This window comes from Curtobacterium sp. LFS084, from assembly GCF_047977705.1.
In the GTDB taxonomy this organism is placed as follows: Bacteria; Actinomycetota; Actinomycetes; order Actinomycetales; family Microbacteriaceae; genus Curtobacterium.
In genome coordinates, this window is the sequence record NZ_JBFPFM010000004.1 from 157,018 (window position 1) to 172,880 (window position 15,863).

Annotated in this window: 20 protein-coding genes; 16 read left to right on the forward strand and 4 right to left on the reverse strand. The window is 69.6% G+C overall.

The annotated features are described in order from the left end of the window. The first annotated feature begins 672 nt into the window (after positions 1–672). Together ACNQOV_RS04580 and ACNQOV_RS04585 are read left to right on the forward strand one after the other, a co-directional pair. Complete coding sequence (locus tag ACNQOV_RS04580; RefSeq protein WP_416393558.1) at positions 673–933, forward strand: hypothetical protein; 261 nt, start codon at positions 673–675, stop codon at positions 931–933. A gap of 8 nt (positions 934–941) precedes the next feature. Further along, positions 942–1,112 carry a hypothetical protein gene (locus tag ACNQOV_RS04585; RefSeq protein ID WP_416393559.1) on the forward strand — a complete coding sequence of 57 codons (171 nt, stop codon included), beginning with the start codon at positions 942–944 and terminating at the stop codon, positions 1,110–1,112. 6 nt (positions 1,113–1,118) lie between these two features. Here ACNQOV_RS04585 and ACNQOV_RS04590 read toward each other — a convergent pair whose 3' ends face one another. The 4 genes from ACNQOV_RS04590 to ACNQOV_RS04605 form a co-directional block, all read right to left on the reverse strand. Beyond that, a complete protein-coding gene (locus tag ACNQOV_RS04590; RefSeq protein ID WP_402268606.1) occupies positions 1,119–1,580 on the reverse strand; it encodes a hypothetical protein in 462 nt (153 codons plus the stop codon). A 5-nt stretch (positions 1,581–1,585) separates the two neighbouring features. Beyond that, complete coding sequence (locus ACNQOV_RS04595) at positions 1,586–3,016, reverse strand: hypothetical protein (RefSeq protein ID WP_416393560.1); 1,431 nt, start codon at positions 3,014–3,016, stop codon at positions 1,586–1,588. Further along, positions 3,013–3,318, reverse strand: a complete 306-nt coding sequence (locus tag ACNQOV_RS04600; protein ID WP_402268611.1) for a hypothetical protein — start codon at positions 3,316–3,318, stop codon at positions 3,013–3,015. Before ACNQOV_RS04600 ends, ACNQOV_RS04595 begins: the two co-directional genes overlap by 4 nt. 220 nt (positions 3,319–3,538) lie before the next feature. Beyond that, on the reverse strand, positions 3,539–4,318 hold the full coding sequence (locus ACNQOV_RS04605; RefSeq protein ID WP_416393562.1) for an alpha/beta fold hydrolase: 780 nt from the start codon (positions 4,316–4,318) through the stop codon (positions 3,539–3,541). Between the two features lie 537 nt (positions 4,319–4,855). Between ACNQOV_RS04605 and ACNQOV_RS04610 the strand changes: the two genes are divergently transcribed. The 14 genes from ACNQOV_RS04610 to ACNQOV_RS04675 all read left to right on the forward strand — a co-directional run bounded on the left by ACNQOV_RS04610 (position 4,856) and on the right by ACNQOV_RS04675 (position 15,813). Beyond that, positions 4,856–5,308, forward strand: coding sequence for an Asp23/Gls24 family envelope stress response protein (locus ACNQOV_RS04610; RefSeq protein ID WP_416393564.1), 453 nt, complete (start codon positions 4,856–4,858; stop codon positions 5,306–5,308). Beyond that, a complete protein-coding gene (locus ACNQOV_RS04615) occupies positions 5,301–5,492 on the forward strand; it encodes a DUF2273 domain-containing protein (protein ID WP_416393566.1) in 192 nt (63 codons plus the stop codon). Before ACNQOV_RS04610 ends, ACNQOV_RS04615 begins: the two co-directional genes overlap by 8 nt. Beyond that, positions 5,489–5,803, forward strand: a complete 315-nt coding sequence (locus tag ACNQOV_RS04620) for a hypothetical protein (protein WP_416393568.1) — start codon at positions 5,489–5,491, stop codon at positions 5,801–5,803. Before ACNQOV_RS04615 ends, ACNQOV_RS04620 begins: the two co-directional genes overlap by 4 nt. A gap of 12 nt (positions 5,804–5,815) precedes the next feature. After that, positions 5,816–6,391, forward strand: coding sequence for a DUF6286 domain-containing protein (locus tag ACNQOV_RS04625; RefSeq protein ID WP_416393570.1), 576 nt, complete (start codon positions 5,816–5,818; stop codon positions 6,389–6,391). Beyond that, positions 6,388–6,951, forward strand: a complete 564-nt coding sequence (locus ACNQOV_RS04630) for an ABC transporter permease (RefSeq protein ID WP_022907642.1) — start codon at positions 6,388–6,390, stop codon at positions 6,949–6,951. Before ACNQOV_RS04625 ends, ACNQOV_RS04630 begins: the two co-directional genes overlap by 4 nt. Positions 6,952–7,065: 114 nt before the next feature. Next, complete coding sequence (locus tag ACNQOV_RS04635; RefSeq protein ID WP_416393572.1) at positions 7,066–7,236, forward strand: CsbD family protein; 171 nt, start codon at positions 7,066–7,068, stop codon at positions 7,234–7,236. 70 nt (positions 7,237–7,306) lie between these two features. Further along, positions 7,307–8,110 carry an Asp23/Gls24 family envelope stress response protein gene (locus tag ACNQOV_RS04640; RefSeq protein WP_416393574.1) on the forward strand — a complete coding sequence of 268 codons (804 nt, stop codon included), beginning with the start codon at positions 7,307–7,309 and terminating at the stop codon, positions 8,108–8,110. Positions 8,111–8,811: 701 nt separating this feature from the next. Next, positions 8,812–9,663: a family 43 glycosylhydrolase gene (locus ACNQOV_RS04645; protein WP_416393576.1), complete on the forward strand. Its 852-nt coding sequence runs from the start codon at positions 8,812–8,814 to the stop codon at positions 9,661–9,663. 45 nt (positions 9,664–9,708) lie between these two features. Further along, on the forward strand, positions 9,709–10,980 hold the full coding sequence (locus ACNQOV_RS04650; RefSeq protein ID WP_416393578.1) for an ABC transporter substrate-binding protein: 1,272 nt from the start codon (positions 9,709–9,711) through the stop codon (positions 10,978–10,980). Positions 10,981–11,041: 61 nt separating this feature from the next. Continuing rightward, positions 11,042–11,998 carry a carbohydrate ABC transporter permease gene (locus ACNQOV_RS04655; RefSeq protein ID WP_416393580.1) on the forward strand — a complete coding sequence of 319 codons (957 nt, stop codon included), beginning with the start codon at positions 11,042–11,044 and terminating at the stop codon, positions 11,996–11,998. After that, entirely contained in the window at positions 11,995–12,813 is an 819-nt protein-coding gene (locus ACNQOV_RS04660; RefSeq protein ID WP_416393581.1) for a carbohydrate ABC transporter permease, read from the forward strand. Before ACNQOV_RS04655 ends, ACNQOV_RS04660 begins: the two co-directional genes overlap by 4 nt. Beyond that, a complete protein-coding gene (locus tag ACNQOV_RS04665) occupies positions 12,810–13,775 on the forward strand; it encodes a hypothetical protein (protein WP_416393582.1) in 966 nt (321 codons plus the stop codon). Before ACNQOV_RS04660 ends, ACNQOV_RS04665 begins: the two co-directional genes overlap by 4 nt. 26 nt (positions 13,776–13,801) lie before the next feature. After that, complete coding sequence (locus tag ACNQOV_RS04670; protein WP_416393583.1) at positions 13,802–14,731, forward strand: glycoside hydrolase family 43 protein; 930 nt, start codon at positions 13,802–13,804, stop codon at positions 14,729–14,731. Positions 14,732–14,790: 59 nt separating this feature from the next. Further along, positions 14,791–15,813: a LacI family DNA-binding transcriptional regulator gene (locus ACNQOV_RS04675; protein WP_416393584.1), complete on the forward strand. Its 1,023-nt coding sequence runs from the start codon at positions 14,791–14,793 to the stop codon at positions 15,811–15,813. Positions 15,814–15,863 lie beyond the last annotated feature (50 nt).

The following is a 15,863-nucleotide window of genomic DNA, read 5'->3' on the forward strand; positions in this document are numbered from 1 at the left end:
GCTCAGAGCGTTCTTGCTTCGGTAGCGCGGGTGGCCGATTCGATCCATCAACCCTAGAGCCATTGTGGCGCTCACCACTGGCACCTCCGTGGGTGTTCCGGTAACCGAGCAGTAACGGAGTGCCGGTTTCGAGACGTGCAACGGTGGGAGCAACTGCGTCCAAGACCTCCGCCATGACGGCGATTTCCCCATCTCACCTGTCTGCTGGTGTGTGAACTTATGGGTTCAAATCCCACCGGTACCGCCAGCGTAAAGAGCCCCAGATCCCCGTTCCGACGGGGATCTGGGGCTCTTTCGTATCACCGCGTCAGATGCTCTGGTAACTAGGCAATACGAACCTTCTCGCAGCAGATGTGAGCGACCGCACTTCGGGTCGCAGGCTGTACTGGCGTTAGCCGTTCAACCTCGATGGTGAGTTGCGCGCGGCTTCTCGATGATGCGACGGCGTCCTTGTGACACCCCTCACCGGGATCGGTTGCGGACCACCTATGGGAGACGGAGGCGGCAGACTGCCAGGGCGAGGTCGGCGTCGTCAGCGACTACCTCGAGATGCTGCACATCGCTGAGGCTCGACGGGACGGCGTACGTGTCGGGAACGGTGACTTCGGTGGTCCGCGACCGTTCCCGAACCTGCAGCGGGCGCTGTGGGAGGTCGCCCCGGTCGTGATGCGCGTGGCCGACGACCCGAAACGGTTCTGTGACGCGCTCGTGAAGCACCGTGATCTGGTCGAACAGGCGATCCTCGACTCGTCGAGCGTTCCGGTGGACGCGTTCTACGCCGGTATGGAACGCGATCTGCGCGCCACCGAGGACTTGTCCCACCCGTGCCCGTCATGTGGCTCCGACATCGGCGAGCTGTGCCGGACGAACTCGAAGTCGCTCACCCAGCCTCGAAATCCCGCGCGGAAACACGCGAAGCGGCCACGCTCGTGACGACGTCCATGCCTCGAGAGCTGGCAGCCGAGCTCGGCTACACGAACGAGTCCCGGCCCGGGCAAGTCGTTCGGGTCTACCTGCGCGCGAAGTACCCGGAGCACCTCAAGCATGAACGCTGGGAGCTCGATGAGGCGCAGGCCGACGACGTACGCGCGAACGTGCCCCGAGGTAGCTGAGCGCTGTTACGACAGGTCGAGGTAGCGCAGCGCGTACCCGTCGGGCACCGTGCCGCTGTCGCCGAAGTAGTGGAAGAAGATCTCGGTGGCTTCGTCGGCGCCGAACACCTCGGCCGGGTGCACCGGGTGGTCGGTTCCTGCGACGTTCACCGTCTCGGTGAGTGGCTCGTCCACGTCGTGCTCGCGTCCGACGACGTAGTGGCGGAGCTCGCCGTTCTCGACGCGCTGGATCTCGATGCTCATGCGCTCGGCGCTGCCGCCGGCTTGGATGTACCGGCTGTTCCAGTCGTGGTCTGAGTAGCCGGGGGCGTCGGGCCAGCCGGCCGAGTCCGGGACGTACCAGAGCTGGTAGGCCCAGTCCTCGTGGTTGTCCAGCTGACCGAGGTTGAACCGGATCTGCTCCCGGTACGGCCGGAACGCGTCGGTCAGTCGCATGCTGGACTCGGAGTTGGTGGTCATGACGAACATCAGTGTCAGGGTACTTTCTGCTCGATGACCTCAGTGATCTTGATGATCCTGCCGTTGAGGGTCGCGATGGCGGGGTTGCTGGGGCTGACCGCGCCATCGAACGCGCGTTGCTCTGCGTTGCGGGACGCGGCGCCGCTCTTGATCTCGATGCCGACGTATGTGCCGTCCGGTTTCTTCGCCAGGCCGTCGTACACGCGGCCGTTCGAGACGCCGTCGACTCGGGCCTTGACCTTCGTCGTGTCGACTTCCGTACCGAGTCTCTTCTCGACTTGCTTGATGCCCTGTGCTTCCTTCTCGGCGGCGTCGACGCGAGCCTTGGAGTTGTCCTGCGACCGGTACTTGCCGTCCTTGCTGCGGCCGCCGTGCTTGTCGTGGGGCTCTTTCGCGCGCCGAGCCTTCTCGGCTTCCGAGGCATGGTCGGTGCGGTACGGGGTGTTCCGGTCATCGGTCATCGCATGGATACCGAGCTGACCGCCGCCGGTGGCGGCCATGCCAGCACCTGCGGCGATGACGCCGGCCCCGGCGATGTTCAGCGGCACACCGCCGATGGCACCGACGCCGGTGAGGTCAAGAGCCCCGCCGCCGACCTCCATCGCACTGCCACCGGCCATCATGGCGATTCCGCCGAGGAGCTCGAGTACCTCGTCGGGATGGTTGGTCATCGCATTGCCGAGTGAGGCGAAGATGTTGCCCGCGGTCGCCGCAGCATCTTGAACATGCGGCCACATCGCTTCGGCTTCCGCGCCCAGGACCGCACCGCCCACGCCGACGACGGCCTTGGTGGTGTTCCAAGCGTCCTCGAACCAGTTGTCGCGATCGGCCTTGGCACCCGTGCTGGAGACCTGCGCCGCGGTGTGGACCGGGTGAGCATTGACCGATGAGGGGCTGATCGCATCGACCTGTGCGGCGATGGCGTTCATCGTGCTGGTGACGTTGTCGTTGTGGGCCTGGACCCGGACACGCAGCCCGACCTCTTCCGTCACCAGCGCGGGAACCTGCTGCCAATTCTCGACCACGGTACCGACGGCGCCGAGCAGGTCACCCCGCGCAGCCTGCTTTGCTGCTTCCGCAGCGACTCGGCCAGGAGCGGAGGCGTGGAACTGCTCGATCTGCCGCACCAAGACGTCGTGATCGTGCTTGAGGTCCTCGATGCGGTTCGCTGCGATCGAGGCGACTTGCAGGACCTCGTCGGCGGCTGTCTGGATCTGCTTTGCCTTCTGGAGCGCCGGGCCCATCAGCGGAGCGAGGGCCGGCTGCAGTGCATCTGACGTGAACACCGCCGGGAGCCCCGACCAGGTGATGGAGCCGCTGGTCGCAGCCGACAACACGCCTTCGGCGGCAGCCGAGAACCGTTGAGCCGCTGACCGCAGCGAATCGGCGTCATCCGCGACGTCGATCACGTCGGCGGCATTCAGCGCACCAGCAAGGACGCTCACGGGCTGAGCTTCCGCGCCGCCATGGCAATCGAGGAGTCGGTGCTCGCGACCGCGTGGGCGGCGGTCGTGAGCGACGCGCCGAGACTCGTCATGCGGGTTCCGACATCGTCCGCGTTGCCGCGGAACCTTTCGGCGAGGCGCTGCATCGCACCCGCAAGCTGCGGCGTCGAGACGGCACTCGCTGCGCTGGCCAGCGCCGTGTCAGCGTCTGCAGCGTGCTCGTCGCTCGATGAACTGTGCACGTGCATCTCGCGGATGAGCGCGCAGAGTCCGCTTTCGTCGAGCCGGAGCTCCCCAGCCATGGCACCCCCCGTTCCTGGGCCAACGTGTTGCAGAGGCAACCATAAGCCGAAGACGTGTCGGACGCACCTGTCGCGAGCGCGAGGTGAGTGGTGGGAAGGGGTGCGGGGATCTCCGCGACCGAAACCCTTGCAGCACGAGATCGCAGGTCACCCTCGGGTGTCAACGGTCTTCCGCCGCAGCGTTGGCGACGCGTACGACCGACCCATCACAACTGATGGGCTACCGGTCGATGCGTGCGAGCCAATCGCGGACCAGGGCGGCAGTGACCTCCGGTTGCTCGAGGTGCACATTGTGCCCAGCTGCATCGAGCACGACGAAGCTCCCTCGCGGGTAGTGGTCTCGGAGTGCGAGCCCGTCCTCGTACCCGACGACGTCGTCCTGCCGACCGAACAGATGCAGGGCCGGCGCGGTGAACAGTTCCGGATGGCGCTCTTCCGGCACGGCGTCCAGCGCGTAGTCGGCGGCGATGCGGTCCATCACGGCAGGGTCGGCGCTACGGAGACCAGGCAGCACGTACCGCTCGAACGCTGTGAACGCGGCGGCGTCCTGGATGACGCTGACCTCCTCGAACGCTGCTCGCGCGTCGCCAGCGGCTTCGAGGACGGACGGTTCGGTGTGCAGCACGGTGCGCTCGGGGACGGCGCGGTCGGCGTGTGCTGGCTGCACGACGCCAGCCAGGGTCGCGACACCGAGGACGCGGTCTCGGCGTTCGTGGGCGACGTGTCGGGCGATCATGCCGCCGAACGAGTTCCCGATGACGGCGAACGGCTCGTCGCCGAGGTGGTCGTCGATGTCGGCGAGTACCTCGTCGGCCACGTCGACCGCACTCTTCGCGGTCGCGGTCGCGGCGGCGGCTTCGGCCCACGGCAGGTCGAGGAGCACCATCCGCCAAGGCAAGTCCTGCAGCGCGTCCGCCAGCGGCAGCATGATCCGGTGGTCGACACCGAACCCGTGGATGGCGACGAGCGGACGACCAGAACCGAGAACGCGCGCAATCACCAGGTAAGCCTACGAGCAGCCCGAACCGAGAGCTGATCCATCGCCGGACCGCCCGCCGGGCCACGGCGACGACGCAGTTCGGGTGGAAGTCGTGATCAGTACCGGCCGCGGCGACGCGCGACGGCGAGTAGCCCGAGCGCACCAGTGCCGAGGACGACCAGGGCGACTCCGACCCAGACGGAGGCGGTGAGGAGGATGGCGAACCCTCCTGTTGTGACGATGTGCGGGGTGACCGACCGACCGTTCTCGTTCTCGTGGACCGCTGCCGATCGGCGATCGTCGTGGACCCCTACTCTCCGCGATCGGGGTACGCATCACCTGCTCGCTTTTCGTCACGATCCCGCCGTTGCTGCTCCGTTTTCCGAACCTGCTCCCACGGCGACGTTGGATCGGGGGACAAGATCCGTCCCGCGGGGTCCTTGTCTGGGAACTCGATGAAGGATTCCGTCGGGGCGTGACTTCCGTCTGGGGTGCCCCGTCTCATCCGTGAACAGCAACCGCTGGGAACGCCCGGCGGGACGAACGGAAGGAAACGACATGGCTGACACCACGACCCCCAACACCATCAGCAGCAACCGTTCCGCCGGCACCCACGCCGCGGGCTCGACTCCGTCGGGCAAGACCACGATCGACGACACCGTGGTCGAGAAGGTCGCCGGCATCGCCGCCCGCGAGGTCAACGGCGTGCACTCGCTCGGCTCGGGCGCTGCCCGTGCGATCGGCGCGATCCGCGACGCGATCGGCCAGCGTGACTTCGGTCAGGGCGTCAAGGTCGAGGTCGGCGAGAAGCAGGTCGCCGCGGACGTGGTGATCGTCGCCGAGTACCCGGTGTCGCTGCAGCAGGTCGCCGACGGCGTGCGTTCGTCGGTCGCCCGCGCACTGACCCAGATCGTCGGCATGGAGGTCGCCGAGGTCAACGTGACCGTCCAGGACGTCTTCATCCCGGGCGACGACAACGACGACGAGAAGAAGGAGTCGCGCGTTGAGTAACACGCTGACCGGCGCCCTCATCGGGGCCATCCTCGCCGTCGTCGCACTCCAGTTCGGTTTCTGGGGCTTCGTCCTGGTGATCGTGTTCGGCGCGATCGGTGCCCTCGTGGCCGCGATCTCGTCCGGCAGGATCGACCGTGGTGCCCTGACCGACGTGCTGACCGGACGTCGGAGCTCCCGGTGACCGGCGGCCCGGACGTGCCGGGCCGCGTGGAGATCTCCGCTCGCGCGCTGAACTCGCTGGCGCGGGCCGTCGCAGCCGAACGGCTCGGCGCGCCCGCCCGGCGGGTCCGCGTGCAGCTCGGTGACCACGCGGGCGCCGTCGCACTGCAGGTCACCGGCCCGATCCGCGCGCAGCAGGACGTCCTCGGCTCGGCCGTCGCCGTCGCCGAACGCGTTCGCGAGCGGGTCGGCGAGCTGTCCGGCCGTCGGGTCGGCAGCGCCCACATCGAACTCACCGGCATCGTGCACGAGCACGACGGCCGGGTCCGGTAAGAGGAGGAAGACATGAGCACGACTTCGCTCGAACGACGCATCCAGCGTCGGAGCATCCACCGGTCACGGTCGGGTGCCGTCGCGGTGGCGCTCGTCGTCCTGGCGCTGGTCGCGGCCTGGATCGGCACCGAGTCGGTCCTCCGGGCAGTCGGTTCCGCGCCGCTGCTCGCGGACCCGCAGACCGTCGTCGACGCGGCCCTGAAGCCCGACGGCGCGTTCGTGGCGATCGCCGAGGCGATCGCGGTCGTGCTCGTCGTCCTGGGCGTCGTGCTCATCGTCCTGGCGCTGAAGCCCGGTCGGCAGCCGCGATCCGCGGTCCCACACGACCGGGGTGCCGTCGTGATCGACACCGCCATCCTCGCCTCGACCGCCGCGAACGCCGCAGCCCTGGCTGCGGGGCTGCCCGAGGACCACGCGAAGGCGTCGGCCCGTGGCCGTTCGTCGGAGGTGCGGCTCGTGCCCCTGTCCGGGATCCCCGTCGACCAGGCCGCGGTCCGGTCGGCGGTCGAGGAGCGGCTCGGCCGCCTCGACACCCGGTTCGGCAAGCGCGTCACGGTCCGCGTGGAGCAGAAGGGAACCCTCGCATGACCAAGAGCAACCGCACCCTGAACAGGATCATCCTGCTCGTCCTCGGGCTGGTCGCCGTGATCATCGGCCTCGCCGTCGGCGCGGGCGTCCTGCCCGCGGTCCGCGATGCCCTCGCGCCGTACCTGACGTTCCCGTCGAAGGTCACCGTCCCGGCGGCGTCGCTGTGGATCGTCGCCGGCGCCTGCGTCCTCGTGATCGTCCTGGCGCTGCTGTGGGTGTTCACCCGCGGCCGAGGCGGCACGAGCGTCGCGGTCCGCGAACGCTCCGGCGACGACGAGGTGACGATCAACGTCGCGCTCGTCCGTGACGTCATCGACCACGAGCTCGACGGTGTCCGCGACGTCGTCGGCGCGAAGGTCGACACGTTCCTGGTCAAGCGCCAACGCGCCGCCCGGATCCGCGTCAGCGTCCGTCGCGGTGGCGACGCGGTGAGTGTCATCGACGCCGTCGACCACGCCATCGGTGTCCTGGACCGCACCCTCGGCCGGCAGGTGCCGGTCCTGGTCCACCTCACCGGCGGCACCCGCGCCGTCCTCGCCAAGTCGACCCGGGTGCAGTAGACCCGGCCGTCTGCACGACGAGACCGGACCCCGGGAGGCGCACCGCGCCTCCCGGCAGCACCAGCGACCACCAACCAACCGGGCTGACGCCCGAACGAGCGAGAGGAGCCCGTCATGGGTCTCGACGACAAGATCAAGAACGCCGCGCAGGACCTCGCAGGCAAGGCCAAGGAGGCCGTCGGCAAGGCGACCGACGACGACCAGAAGGTCGCCGAGGGTCAGGAGGACCAGGCCGCAGCCAGCGCCAAGAAGGCCGGCGAGGACGTCAAGGACGTCTTCAAGTAACCCGTCTCGGACCCGGACGCCGCCCGCCCACGGTGGGCGGCGTCCGTCGTCCCGGAGCAAGGAGGAAGTCATGCAGCACGACCCGAACGCGAGGACGCAGATCATCGAGGTGCCCCTGCCCGAGGAGCTCACCGAGCCCCTGCCCGCGGACGCCTCGCCCGTCACCATCGCTGCGCGGACGGCCGCCGAGACCGCCCTCGGCGTCCACGGTGTGCACCACCTCGGCAACCTCCTGGCCCGCGCCGCCGACACGGTTCGCGCCCGGTTCGGCCGTTCCGCCGGGACGACCGGGGTGCAGGTCGACGAGACCGACGGCGAGCTCGACGTCGTCGTCTCGATCGTCGTGGAGTACCCCGAGCCCGTGGTCCAGGTCGCCGACGAGGTCCGCCGACAGGTGCGTGAGGCGGTTGCGCAGCTGAACTTCGACGTCGTCTCGGTCGACGTGCGCGTGCTCGACGTCCACGGTCCCTTCGACGATGAGCCCAGCGCCCTCGATCGGGCGGTCGAGTCCGGGAAGGACGCGGTGGACCGTGTCCGCACCGCGGCTTCCGAGGCCGCTGCTCACGTCGAGGAGAGCGCGGCCGACGCCGCCGAACGGGCTCGCGATGCCGCGTCCCGCGCGGTCGACCGCGCCGGTGACGCCACGGACGCCGCGCGCGAGGCCGTGACCGACGCCACGGATCGAGTCCGCGACGGCGCCGCCGAGGCCGCAGACCGTGCCCGGGACGGTGCCGATCGTGCTCGTGGAGCCGCTTCCGCCGCGGGCGATGACGCGGCCGAGGCCGCGGGTGCTGCGCGGGACGCCGCTGTGGACGAGCGTGCCGCAGAAGCGCTCCGGGAGGATGCCGAGTCCCACGGCGAGGGCCGGAACTGACCTCGTCCCGCGGGGCGGTCCACGTCGGCACACCTTGGCGGTCGGCCTCCGGTGTGGACGGGTCCGATCCGACAGAAGCGCCCCTGGCTCCCGCCGGGGGCGCTTCTGTGTCCGGGAGAGGGACTCACCGCGTGGGCCGGCGATCGGCGATCGTCGGTCGGCGTGCGGTGGCTCGAGACCCGATGCCTCGGTGGGTCGTTCCGCCACTGCGGTAGGTTCCTGCCGTGCGGAGTGACCACCCCGAGGAGACCGCGCCCATGGCCGGGACGCACGGCATCCTCCGCCCCGTCCGTCGCGGCACCGGATGGGTCGGCTCCACCGCCCTGCGTGGCCCGTCAGGAGCACTCGCTGCTCGGAGACCGCGAGGTGCCCGCCTGGCACCCCGACCGGTCGCGCCGGACCGGCGCCCACGGCGATCCGGCGCCGCCTCGGGAAGTGGTGCGCGCCTCCTGGCCGTCCGACGGCCGGTCGCGCAGCGATGCCGCGCCGAGCGTGCCGACGCACCCGCGCGGAGCGTGTCCTGACGGGGTGACCACGCGCCTCGGACGGGCCGCAGCCCAGCCCGTCGCGGCCCGATCTCGACGGAGGGTCTTGCGCTCGAAGCACTGGGCGTGCATCATCTGTATCGATACACTTCTGTATCGATACAGATGCTCGCAACGCTGAGTTTCTGCGATCACCGTCGATCACGAGGACGCACCGTGGCTCCCTCCCGTTACTTCGCCGACCCGGCCCTCCTGGTGGTCGACGGCGTCTTCCACCTGTACCCGACGACGGACGGCGAGCCGGACTGGGGCGCCAACGCGTTCCGGGTGTTCACCTCCACCGACCTGCTCCGCTGGGACGACCGCGGCGAGGTCCTCCGGCTCGGCACCGACGTCCGGTGGGCGTCGAGCCGGGCGTGGGCGCCCGCGGCCCACGTCGCCGGTGACCGCTACCTGCTGTACTTCTCGGCCGAGGACAACATCGGGGTGGCGTCCGCGCCGACTCCGCTGGGGCCGTTCGAGGACGCCGGTGAGCCGATCGTCCCGGCGGGCCGGTACCCCGGGCGGGCGATCGACCCGTCCGTCTTCGTCGACCACGACGGGACGACCTACCTGCTCTGGGGGAACGGTGCCGCGAACATCGCGCGGCTCGCCGACGACGGGCTGAGCATCGTCGAGGACTCGGTCGTCACGTGGCAGATCCCGTCCTTCCGCGAGGCGGCGCACCTCCACCGGCGCGGCGACCGCTACTACCTGAGCTGGTCCGAGAACGACACCAGAGACCCGGACTACCGGGTGCGGTGGGCGTCCGGACCATCGGCGCACGGCCCGTGGACCGACGGCGGCGTCCTGCTCGAGCAGTCGCCGACGGACGGCGTGTTCGCGACCGGTCACCACACGATCCTCCGTCTGCCCGGTTCCGACGACTGGATCATCGCCTACCACCGCTTCGCCGTCCCGGACGGTGACGGGTTCCACCGGGAGATCGTCATCGACGAACTCCGCCACGCGGACGACCGCTCCCTCGTCCCGGTCACGCCGTCACGCCGAGCGATCGAGCTCGTCTGACGTCCTGCTCCAGCCCCGAACACCACACGAAAGAGAGATGCAGCAATGACGCTCGTCCACCGCACACACCCCCGCCGCCGGGCGCTCCGGCGGAGCATCACGGCGATGCTCGCCGTCGGCGCCGTCACCGCGGCCCTGACCGGCTGCTCCGCCGGGAGCAGCGCCGACTCCGGCTCGAAGACCGTCACCTTCCTGTCGTGGGACAACGCCGCGACGATGAAGCCGGTCGTCGCAGCGTTCGAGAAGGCCAACCCCGGGTACACGGCGAACCTGTCCTACGCGCCCCCGGTCCCGCAGTACATCCAGAAGCTCCAGACCTTGCTCGGCTCGGGCACCGCACCGGACGTCTTCATCATCACTGCGGAGAACAAGACGCAGATCATGAACGGCGGCTTCGCGAAGGACCTCAGCAAGGAGTCCTGGACCGGCAACCTCGCCGACGCGGCGAAGGCCACCTACACGAAGGACGGCAAGCTCTACGGTGCCGCGACGTCGTCGTGGGGCGGCGGCCTGCTCGTGAACAAGCAGCTGCTCGCGAAGGTCGGCGCGACCTCGGCCCCGGCCACGTGGGACGACTTCCTCGCGCTCTGCAAGAAGCTCAAGGCAGCCGGGATCACCCCGTTCTACGAGGGCGGCGACGGCATGCCGGTGTCGCTCGCGGCCCTCGTCGGCGCGGAGAACGCCTCCCTCGGCGGGAAGATGGACGACCAGATCTGGTCCGGGAAGACCACGTTCGAGAAGACGTGGACGCCGAGCGTGAAGGCGTGGAGCGAGCTCTTCGACCAGGGGCTGGAGTCGCGGAGCGTCGCCGGTCTCACCGGTGACCAGGTGACGCAGCAGTTCGAGCAGGGCAAGGTCGCCATGATCGGGACCGGGTCGTGGGCGCTCGGCGGGATCCAGCAGTCCGCGCCGGACCTCGACCTCGAGTACTGGCCGGTGCCGACCCCCGACGGCACGGCGTACTGGGCGGGTGCCGTGGCTCCCGGCTACGCGATCAACGCGAAGGCGAAGGATCCGGTCGCCGCGGAGAAGTTCGTCTCGTTCCTGCAGAGCAAGGAGGGCGTGGAGGTCTTCCAGAAGCAGACGGCCGCGATCACGACGACCGCCGACTTCCAACCGAAGCTCGACGCCTCGCTGGACCAGATGACCTCGGCCGTGCGGAAGGGCGACTTCTACCTGCCCGCCGTCAGCTGGCCAGACCACAGCGACGTGATGTCGACGCAGGCGACCGCACTGCTGCAGCAGCTGATCGCCGGCAAGATCTCGCCGAAGGACGTGACCGAAGGACTCGACCAGAAACTGCAGAGCGTCAAGTAGCCGACCGCGCGGGGTGGCCGACCGGCCGCCCCGCGCACCGGCTCGACTCGGGAAGGTACCCATGGTCAACGTCACAACGCTCGCGCAGCCACGCGAGACCCGCTCGGCCGCCCCGTCGGTCCGTACCGGTCGGTGGTTCCGGCGAGCCCTCACCCGGATGGAGAGCACGTGGTTCGTGCTCCCGATCATCCTCGTCTTCGTCGTGCTGTACGCGGTGCCGATGTGCCAGTCGATCTGGTACAGCTTCACCGACTATAACGGCTACGTCCAGAACCCGAGCTTCGTCGGGCTGAAGAACTACGTCAGCATCTGGAACGACTCGTCGATGGTGCAGGCCCTCGGCTTCACGCTGCTCTACGCGGTGGCGACGACGGTCGTCGTCACGGTGCTGGCGATCCCGCTCGCGCTGGTCCTCAACCGACGGTTCTTCGGCCGCAACTTCGTGCGCTCGGTGTTCTTCTTCCCGGCGGTGCCGAGCGTCGCGATCCTCGGCCTCGTCTGGGGCTTCATCTTCAACCCGCTCGGGTCGGGCGTGATCAACTCGATCATCGGTGCCTTCGGTGCCGCTCCGATCCCGTGGTTGTCCGACGAGACCCTGGCGCAGCTCAGCGTGATCATCGTCGCGGTCTGGGCACAGGTCGGCTGGCACGCCGTGCTGTACCTGGCCTACCTGCAGGCGATGCCCTCGGACCTGTTCGAGGCGGCGAAGATCGACGGAGCCGGTCGTCTGCAGGAGTTCCGCTACCTGACACTCCCGCTGCTGACCCCGGCCGTCTCGGTGAGCTCGCTGCTCCTGCTCACCGGTGGCCTCAAGGTCTACGACCTGCCCTTCACCCTGACGAAGGGCGGGCCGGGGTTCGCGACGCGGACCCTCACCCAGGCGATCATCGAGAACGGGATCGCGCAGTCCGACATCGGTCGGGCGTCGGCGCTCAGCGTCCTGTTCCTGCTCGCCGTCGGCATCATCATCGTGGCGCAGCTCGCTGTCTCGCGCCGTCTGGAGGCACGGTTCTCGTGAAGCAGAGCAGAGGCATCGTCCTCAGCGTCGTGATGATCCCCATCGCGGCCGTCGTGGCACTGCCGTTCTACTACATCCTCGTCAACACCCTGAAGACGCAGCAGCAGACGGCACAGAGCCCGCTCGCACTCCCGAGCTCGTTCGACCTGTCCAACTACGTGACCGTCTTCCAGACCCTGCCGATCGTGCAGTCGTTCGTCAACACGCTCTACGTCACCGTCGCGTCGATCGCTGTGATGCTCCTGATCGGGTCGATGGCGGCCTTCGGGGTCCTGGTCGGCCGCGGTCGCCTCACCACGGCGGTCGGGGTGGTCCTCGTCATCGCGTTCCTCGTCCCTGGGCAGGCCACGCTCATCCCGCTCTACCGGATGCTCGCCGGCGCCGGGCTCGTCGACTCGCTCAACGGGCTCGTCGTGATGTACGCCGCGGGCGCGATCTTCTGTTACTTCCTCATCATCGGGTACATGCGCACCATCCCGACGGAGCTCTTCGAGGCGGCGCGGATCGACGGTGCGGGTGCGTTCCGCGTCTACTGGTCGGTCGTCCTGCCGCTGATCCGTCCGATCCTCGTGACGGTCGGGGTCTTCCAGACCATGTGGGTCTGGAACGACTTCATCACGCCGAACGTCTTCATCAACTCGCCGCAGAAGCAGACGCTCGTGTTGCAGGTGTACTCGGCGGTGGGGCAGTTCACGACGAACTGGCCGGTCTTCATGACGCTGAGCGTGATCGTGCTCATCCCGATGGTCGTCTTCTTCGTCGTCGCCCAGCGGCAGATCGTGAGCGGGCTCGTGGCCGGAGCGACGAAGGGATGAGCGCCGGGATCCTGCGGACACCGCAGTCCGGTGCGACCGACCCGACCCTGGTGCACGACCCGTCGACCGGCCGGTGGTGGATGTTCACGACGCTCCGTCGTCCGCACGACGACGGACCCGGCGTCCGGTGGGTGCACGGGAGCAGCATCGGCATCGCGACGAGCGACGACGACGGCGCGACCTGGTCGGACCGTGGTGCGGCACACGGGCTGCCCGATGCCGACACCTGCTGGGCGCCCGAGGTGGTCCGCGTCGACGACGGGTGGCGGATGTTCCTCACCGTGGTCGACGGCGTGCCGTCCTCCTGGGACGGTGCGTCCGGGCACGTGGTCGAGTTCCGGAGCCGCGACCTCGAGCGGTGGGAACGTGTGGGCACGGTCGACCTCCGGTCCGACCGGGTCATCGACGCCTGCGTGGCGCGGTGCGACGACGGACGGTGGCGGCTGTGGGCCAAGGACGAACACCGGGGCAGCTGCACGGTCGTCGCGAGCAGCGCCGACCTCGTCACCTGGACGCACGAGGGCGTCGCGGTCCCGGCCACGCCGCCGCACGAGGGGCCCGTGGTGTTCCGGCTCGGTCGGTGGTGGTGGATGGTCACCGACGAGTGGCGTGGACTCGCCGTCCACCGCTCGCCGGACGCGCGGCAGTGGACTCGCCAGTCAACCGGCGGAGGACTCGTGCTCGACCGTCCCGGCCGCGCACCGGACGACACCGAGATCGGCCACCACGCCTCGGTCGTCGTCGCGGCGTCGGGTCAGCCGCACGGCGTGCTGGTCTACTTCACCCACCCCGGCGGACCGGGGACGCGGGAGAGCGCGGTCCACTTCGCATCGGTCCGCGTCGAGTCGGACGTCCTCGTGGTCGACCGGGACGACGTGGGCGCACACCCGCTCGCCGGCATGGTCGACCGCGGCGTGCCCCGACCGACGCGCGACGCCGTCGTCGCCGGGAGCGCGGCATGACCGGCCGACGGCACGCCGGATGGCTCATGGCATCGTTCACCGACGACGACCACCGCGACGGCAACGAACAGGTGCGCTTCGCGGTGGCGATCGGTGACGAGCCGACCCACTGGCATCCCCTCGCCGGGTGGCGACCGATCCTCGCGAGCACCGTCGGCGAGCACGGTGCCCGCGACCCGTTCCTCGTCCGCGACGGTGCGCGGTTCGTCCTCATCGCGACGGACCTCCGGACCACCGACGCCGCCGACTGGGACCGGGCGGTCCGCCACGGGTCCACCGGTGTCCTCGTCTGGGAGAGCGTCGACCTCGTGGACTGGACCGGACCGGACCTCGTCCCGATCGCCGTCCCGGGCGCCGGCAACGCGTGGGCACCGAAGGCGTACCCGCTCCCGGACGGCTCCTGGCAGGTGTACTTCGCGTCGTCGGTCCACCCGGCCGGCAGCGACCGGACGACGGCGACCCACCAGCGCATGTTCGTCGCCCGCACCCGGGACTTCCGGTCCTTCGAGCCCGCCGAGGTCTACCTCGACCCCGGACACGACGTCATCGACGTCGCGTTCCTGCAGCTGGGCGGGTCGGTGCAGCGGTTCGCTGCGGACGCCCGAACGGACGATCCCGCGCGGGCGGTGCAGTTCGTGCGGCAGGAGTCCGGGAGCGTGCGGGACGATCCCTGCTTCACCGACGTCGTCGACCGGATCGGCGCCGGGGTGCTCCGGCGTGGCGAGGGCCCGGCGGTGTTCGCGGACCCGGTCGGCGACGGCGCGTGGCTCTTCATCGACGAGTTCACCTTCCGCGGGTACCAGCTCTTCCGGTCCCACGACCCCGCCCGAGGCCGCTGGGAGCACGTCCCGGGGACCGTCCTGCCGCCCGGGGTGAAGCACGGTTCCGTCCTGTCGATCGACCAGCACGAGCTCGACCGGCTCGTCGACGCGTTCGGGATCGCCGCGGCCGGCTGACGGGTCGGACGGACACGACCGGGCGCCACGTCGCCACGGTCCCGGTCGACTGCGCCAAGATGGACCCGGACGAGGAGGACGACGTGGTGACCATCCAGGACGTGGCGCGCACGGCCGGGGTGTCCGCGATGACGGTGTCGAACGTCATCAACGACCGTCCGCACGTCCGACCGTCGACCCGGGCGAAGGTGGTCCGGGCGATGGACGACCTCGGGTACCGGGTGAACGTCGCCGCCCGGAACCTGCGTGCCGGTCGGACGTCGACCATCGGACTCGCGGTCGCCGAGATCGACCGTCCGTACTGGGGGCAGCTCGCCGCCCGGATCATCCGTGAGGCGGCCCGGCACAACCTCCAGGTGCTGATCGAGCAGACCGGGGCCCAGCGCTCGGGGGAGATCGACGCCCTGGGGCGCTCACGGAACCGCATGTACGACGGGCTCATCCTCAGCACCGTCGGCCTCGGTCCGGCCGACGCCGACCTGCTCCGGGTGGACCAGCCGGTCGTCATCCTGGGCGAGCGGATCTTCGACGGACCGGTCGACCACGTCGCGATGGCGAACCAGGACGGTGGGCGCATCGCCGTCGAACACCTCATCGAGCGCGGATGCCGACGGATCGCCTTCCTCGACGGTGACGACGGCGACGACGAGATCTCGGTGTCCGCGCTCCGTGCGGTCGGCTACCGACAGGCCCTGCAGGACGCCGGCCTGACCCTCGATCCCCGCCGCCACGTGCGGATAGCGGACTTCACGATGGCGGGCGGACGAGCGGGCGTGGCACAGCTCCTCGCCGCCGGGACCGAGTTCGACGGGGTCTTCTGCATCACGGACACGGTCGCCATCGGTGCGCTGCGCGGCCTCGCGGACGCGGGCGTGGACGTCCCGGGGCAGGTGAAGGTCATCGGCTTCGACGACGTCGAGGAGGCCGACTACACGACGCCGTCCCTCACCAGCATCGACCCGGACCACGACCTGATGGCCCGCACCGCGGTCGACCTGCTGGTGGCGCGCATCGCCGGCGACGACCGCGCCCGCGTCGAGTTCACGAGCCCGGCGCGTCTGGTCGTCCGCGACTCGACCTGACGCCGCCGGAGAACCCCGGTGCTCCCGGCGTGCGAGGCTTGACGGGCTCC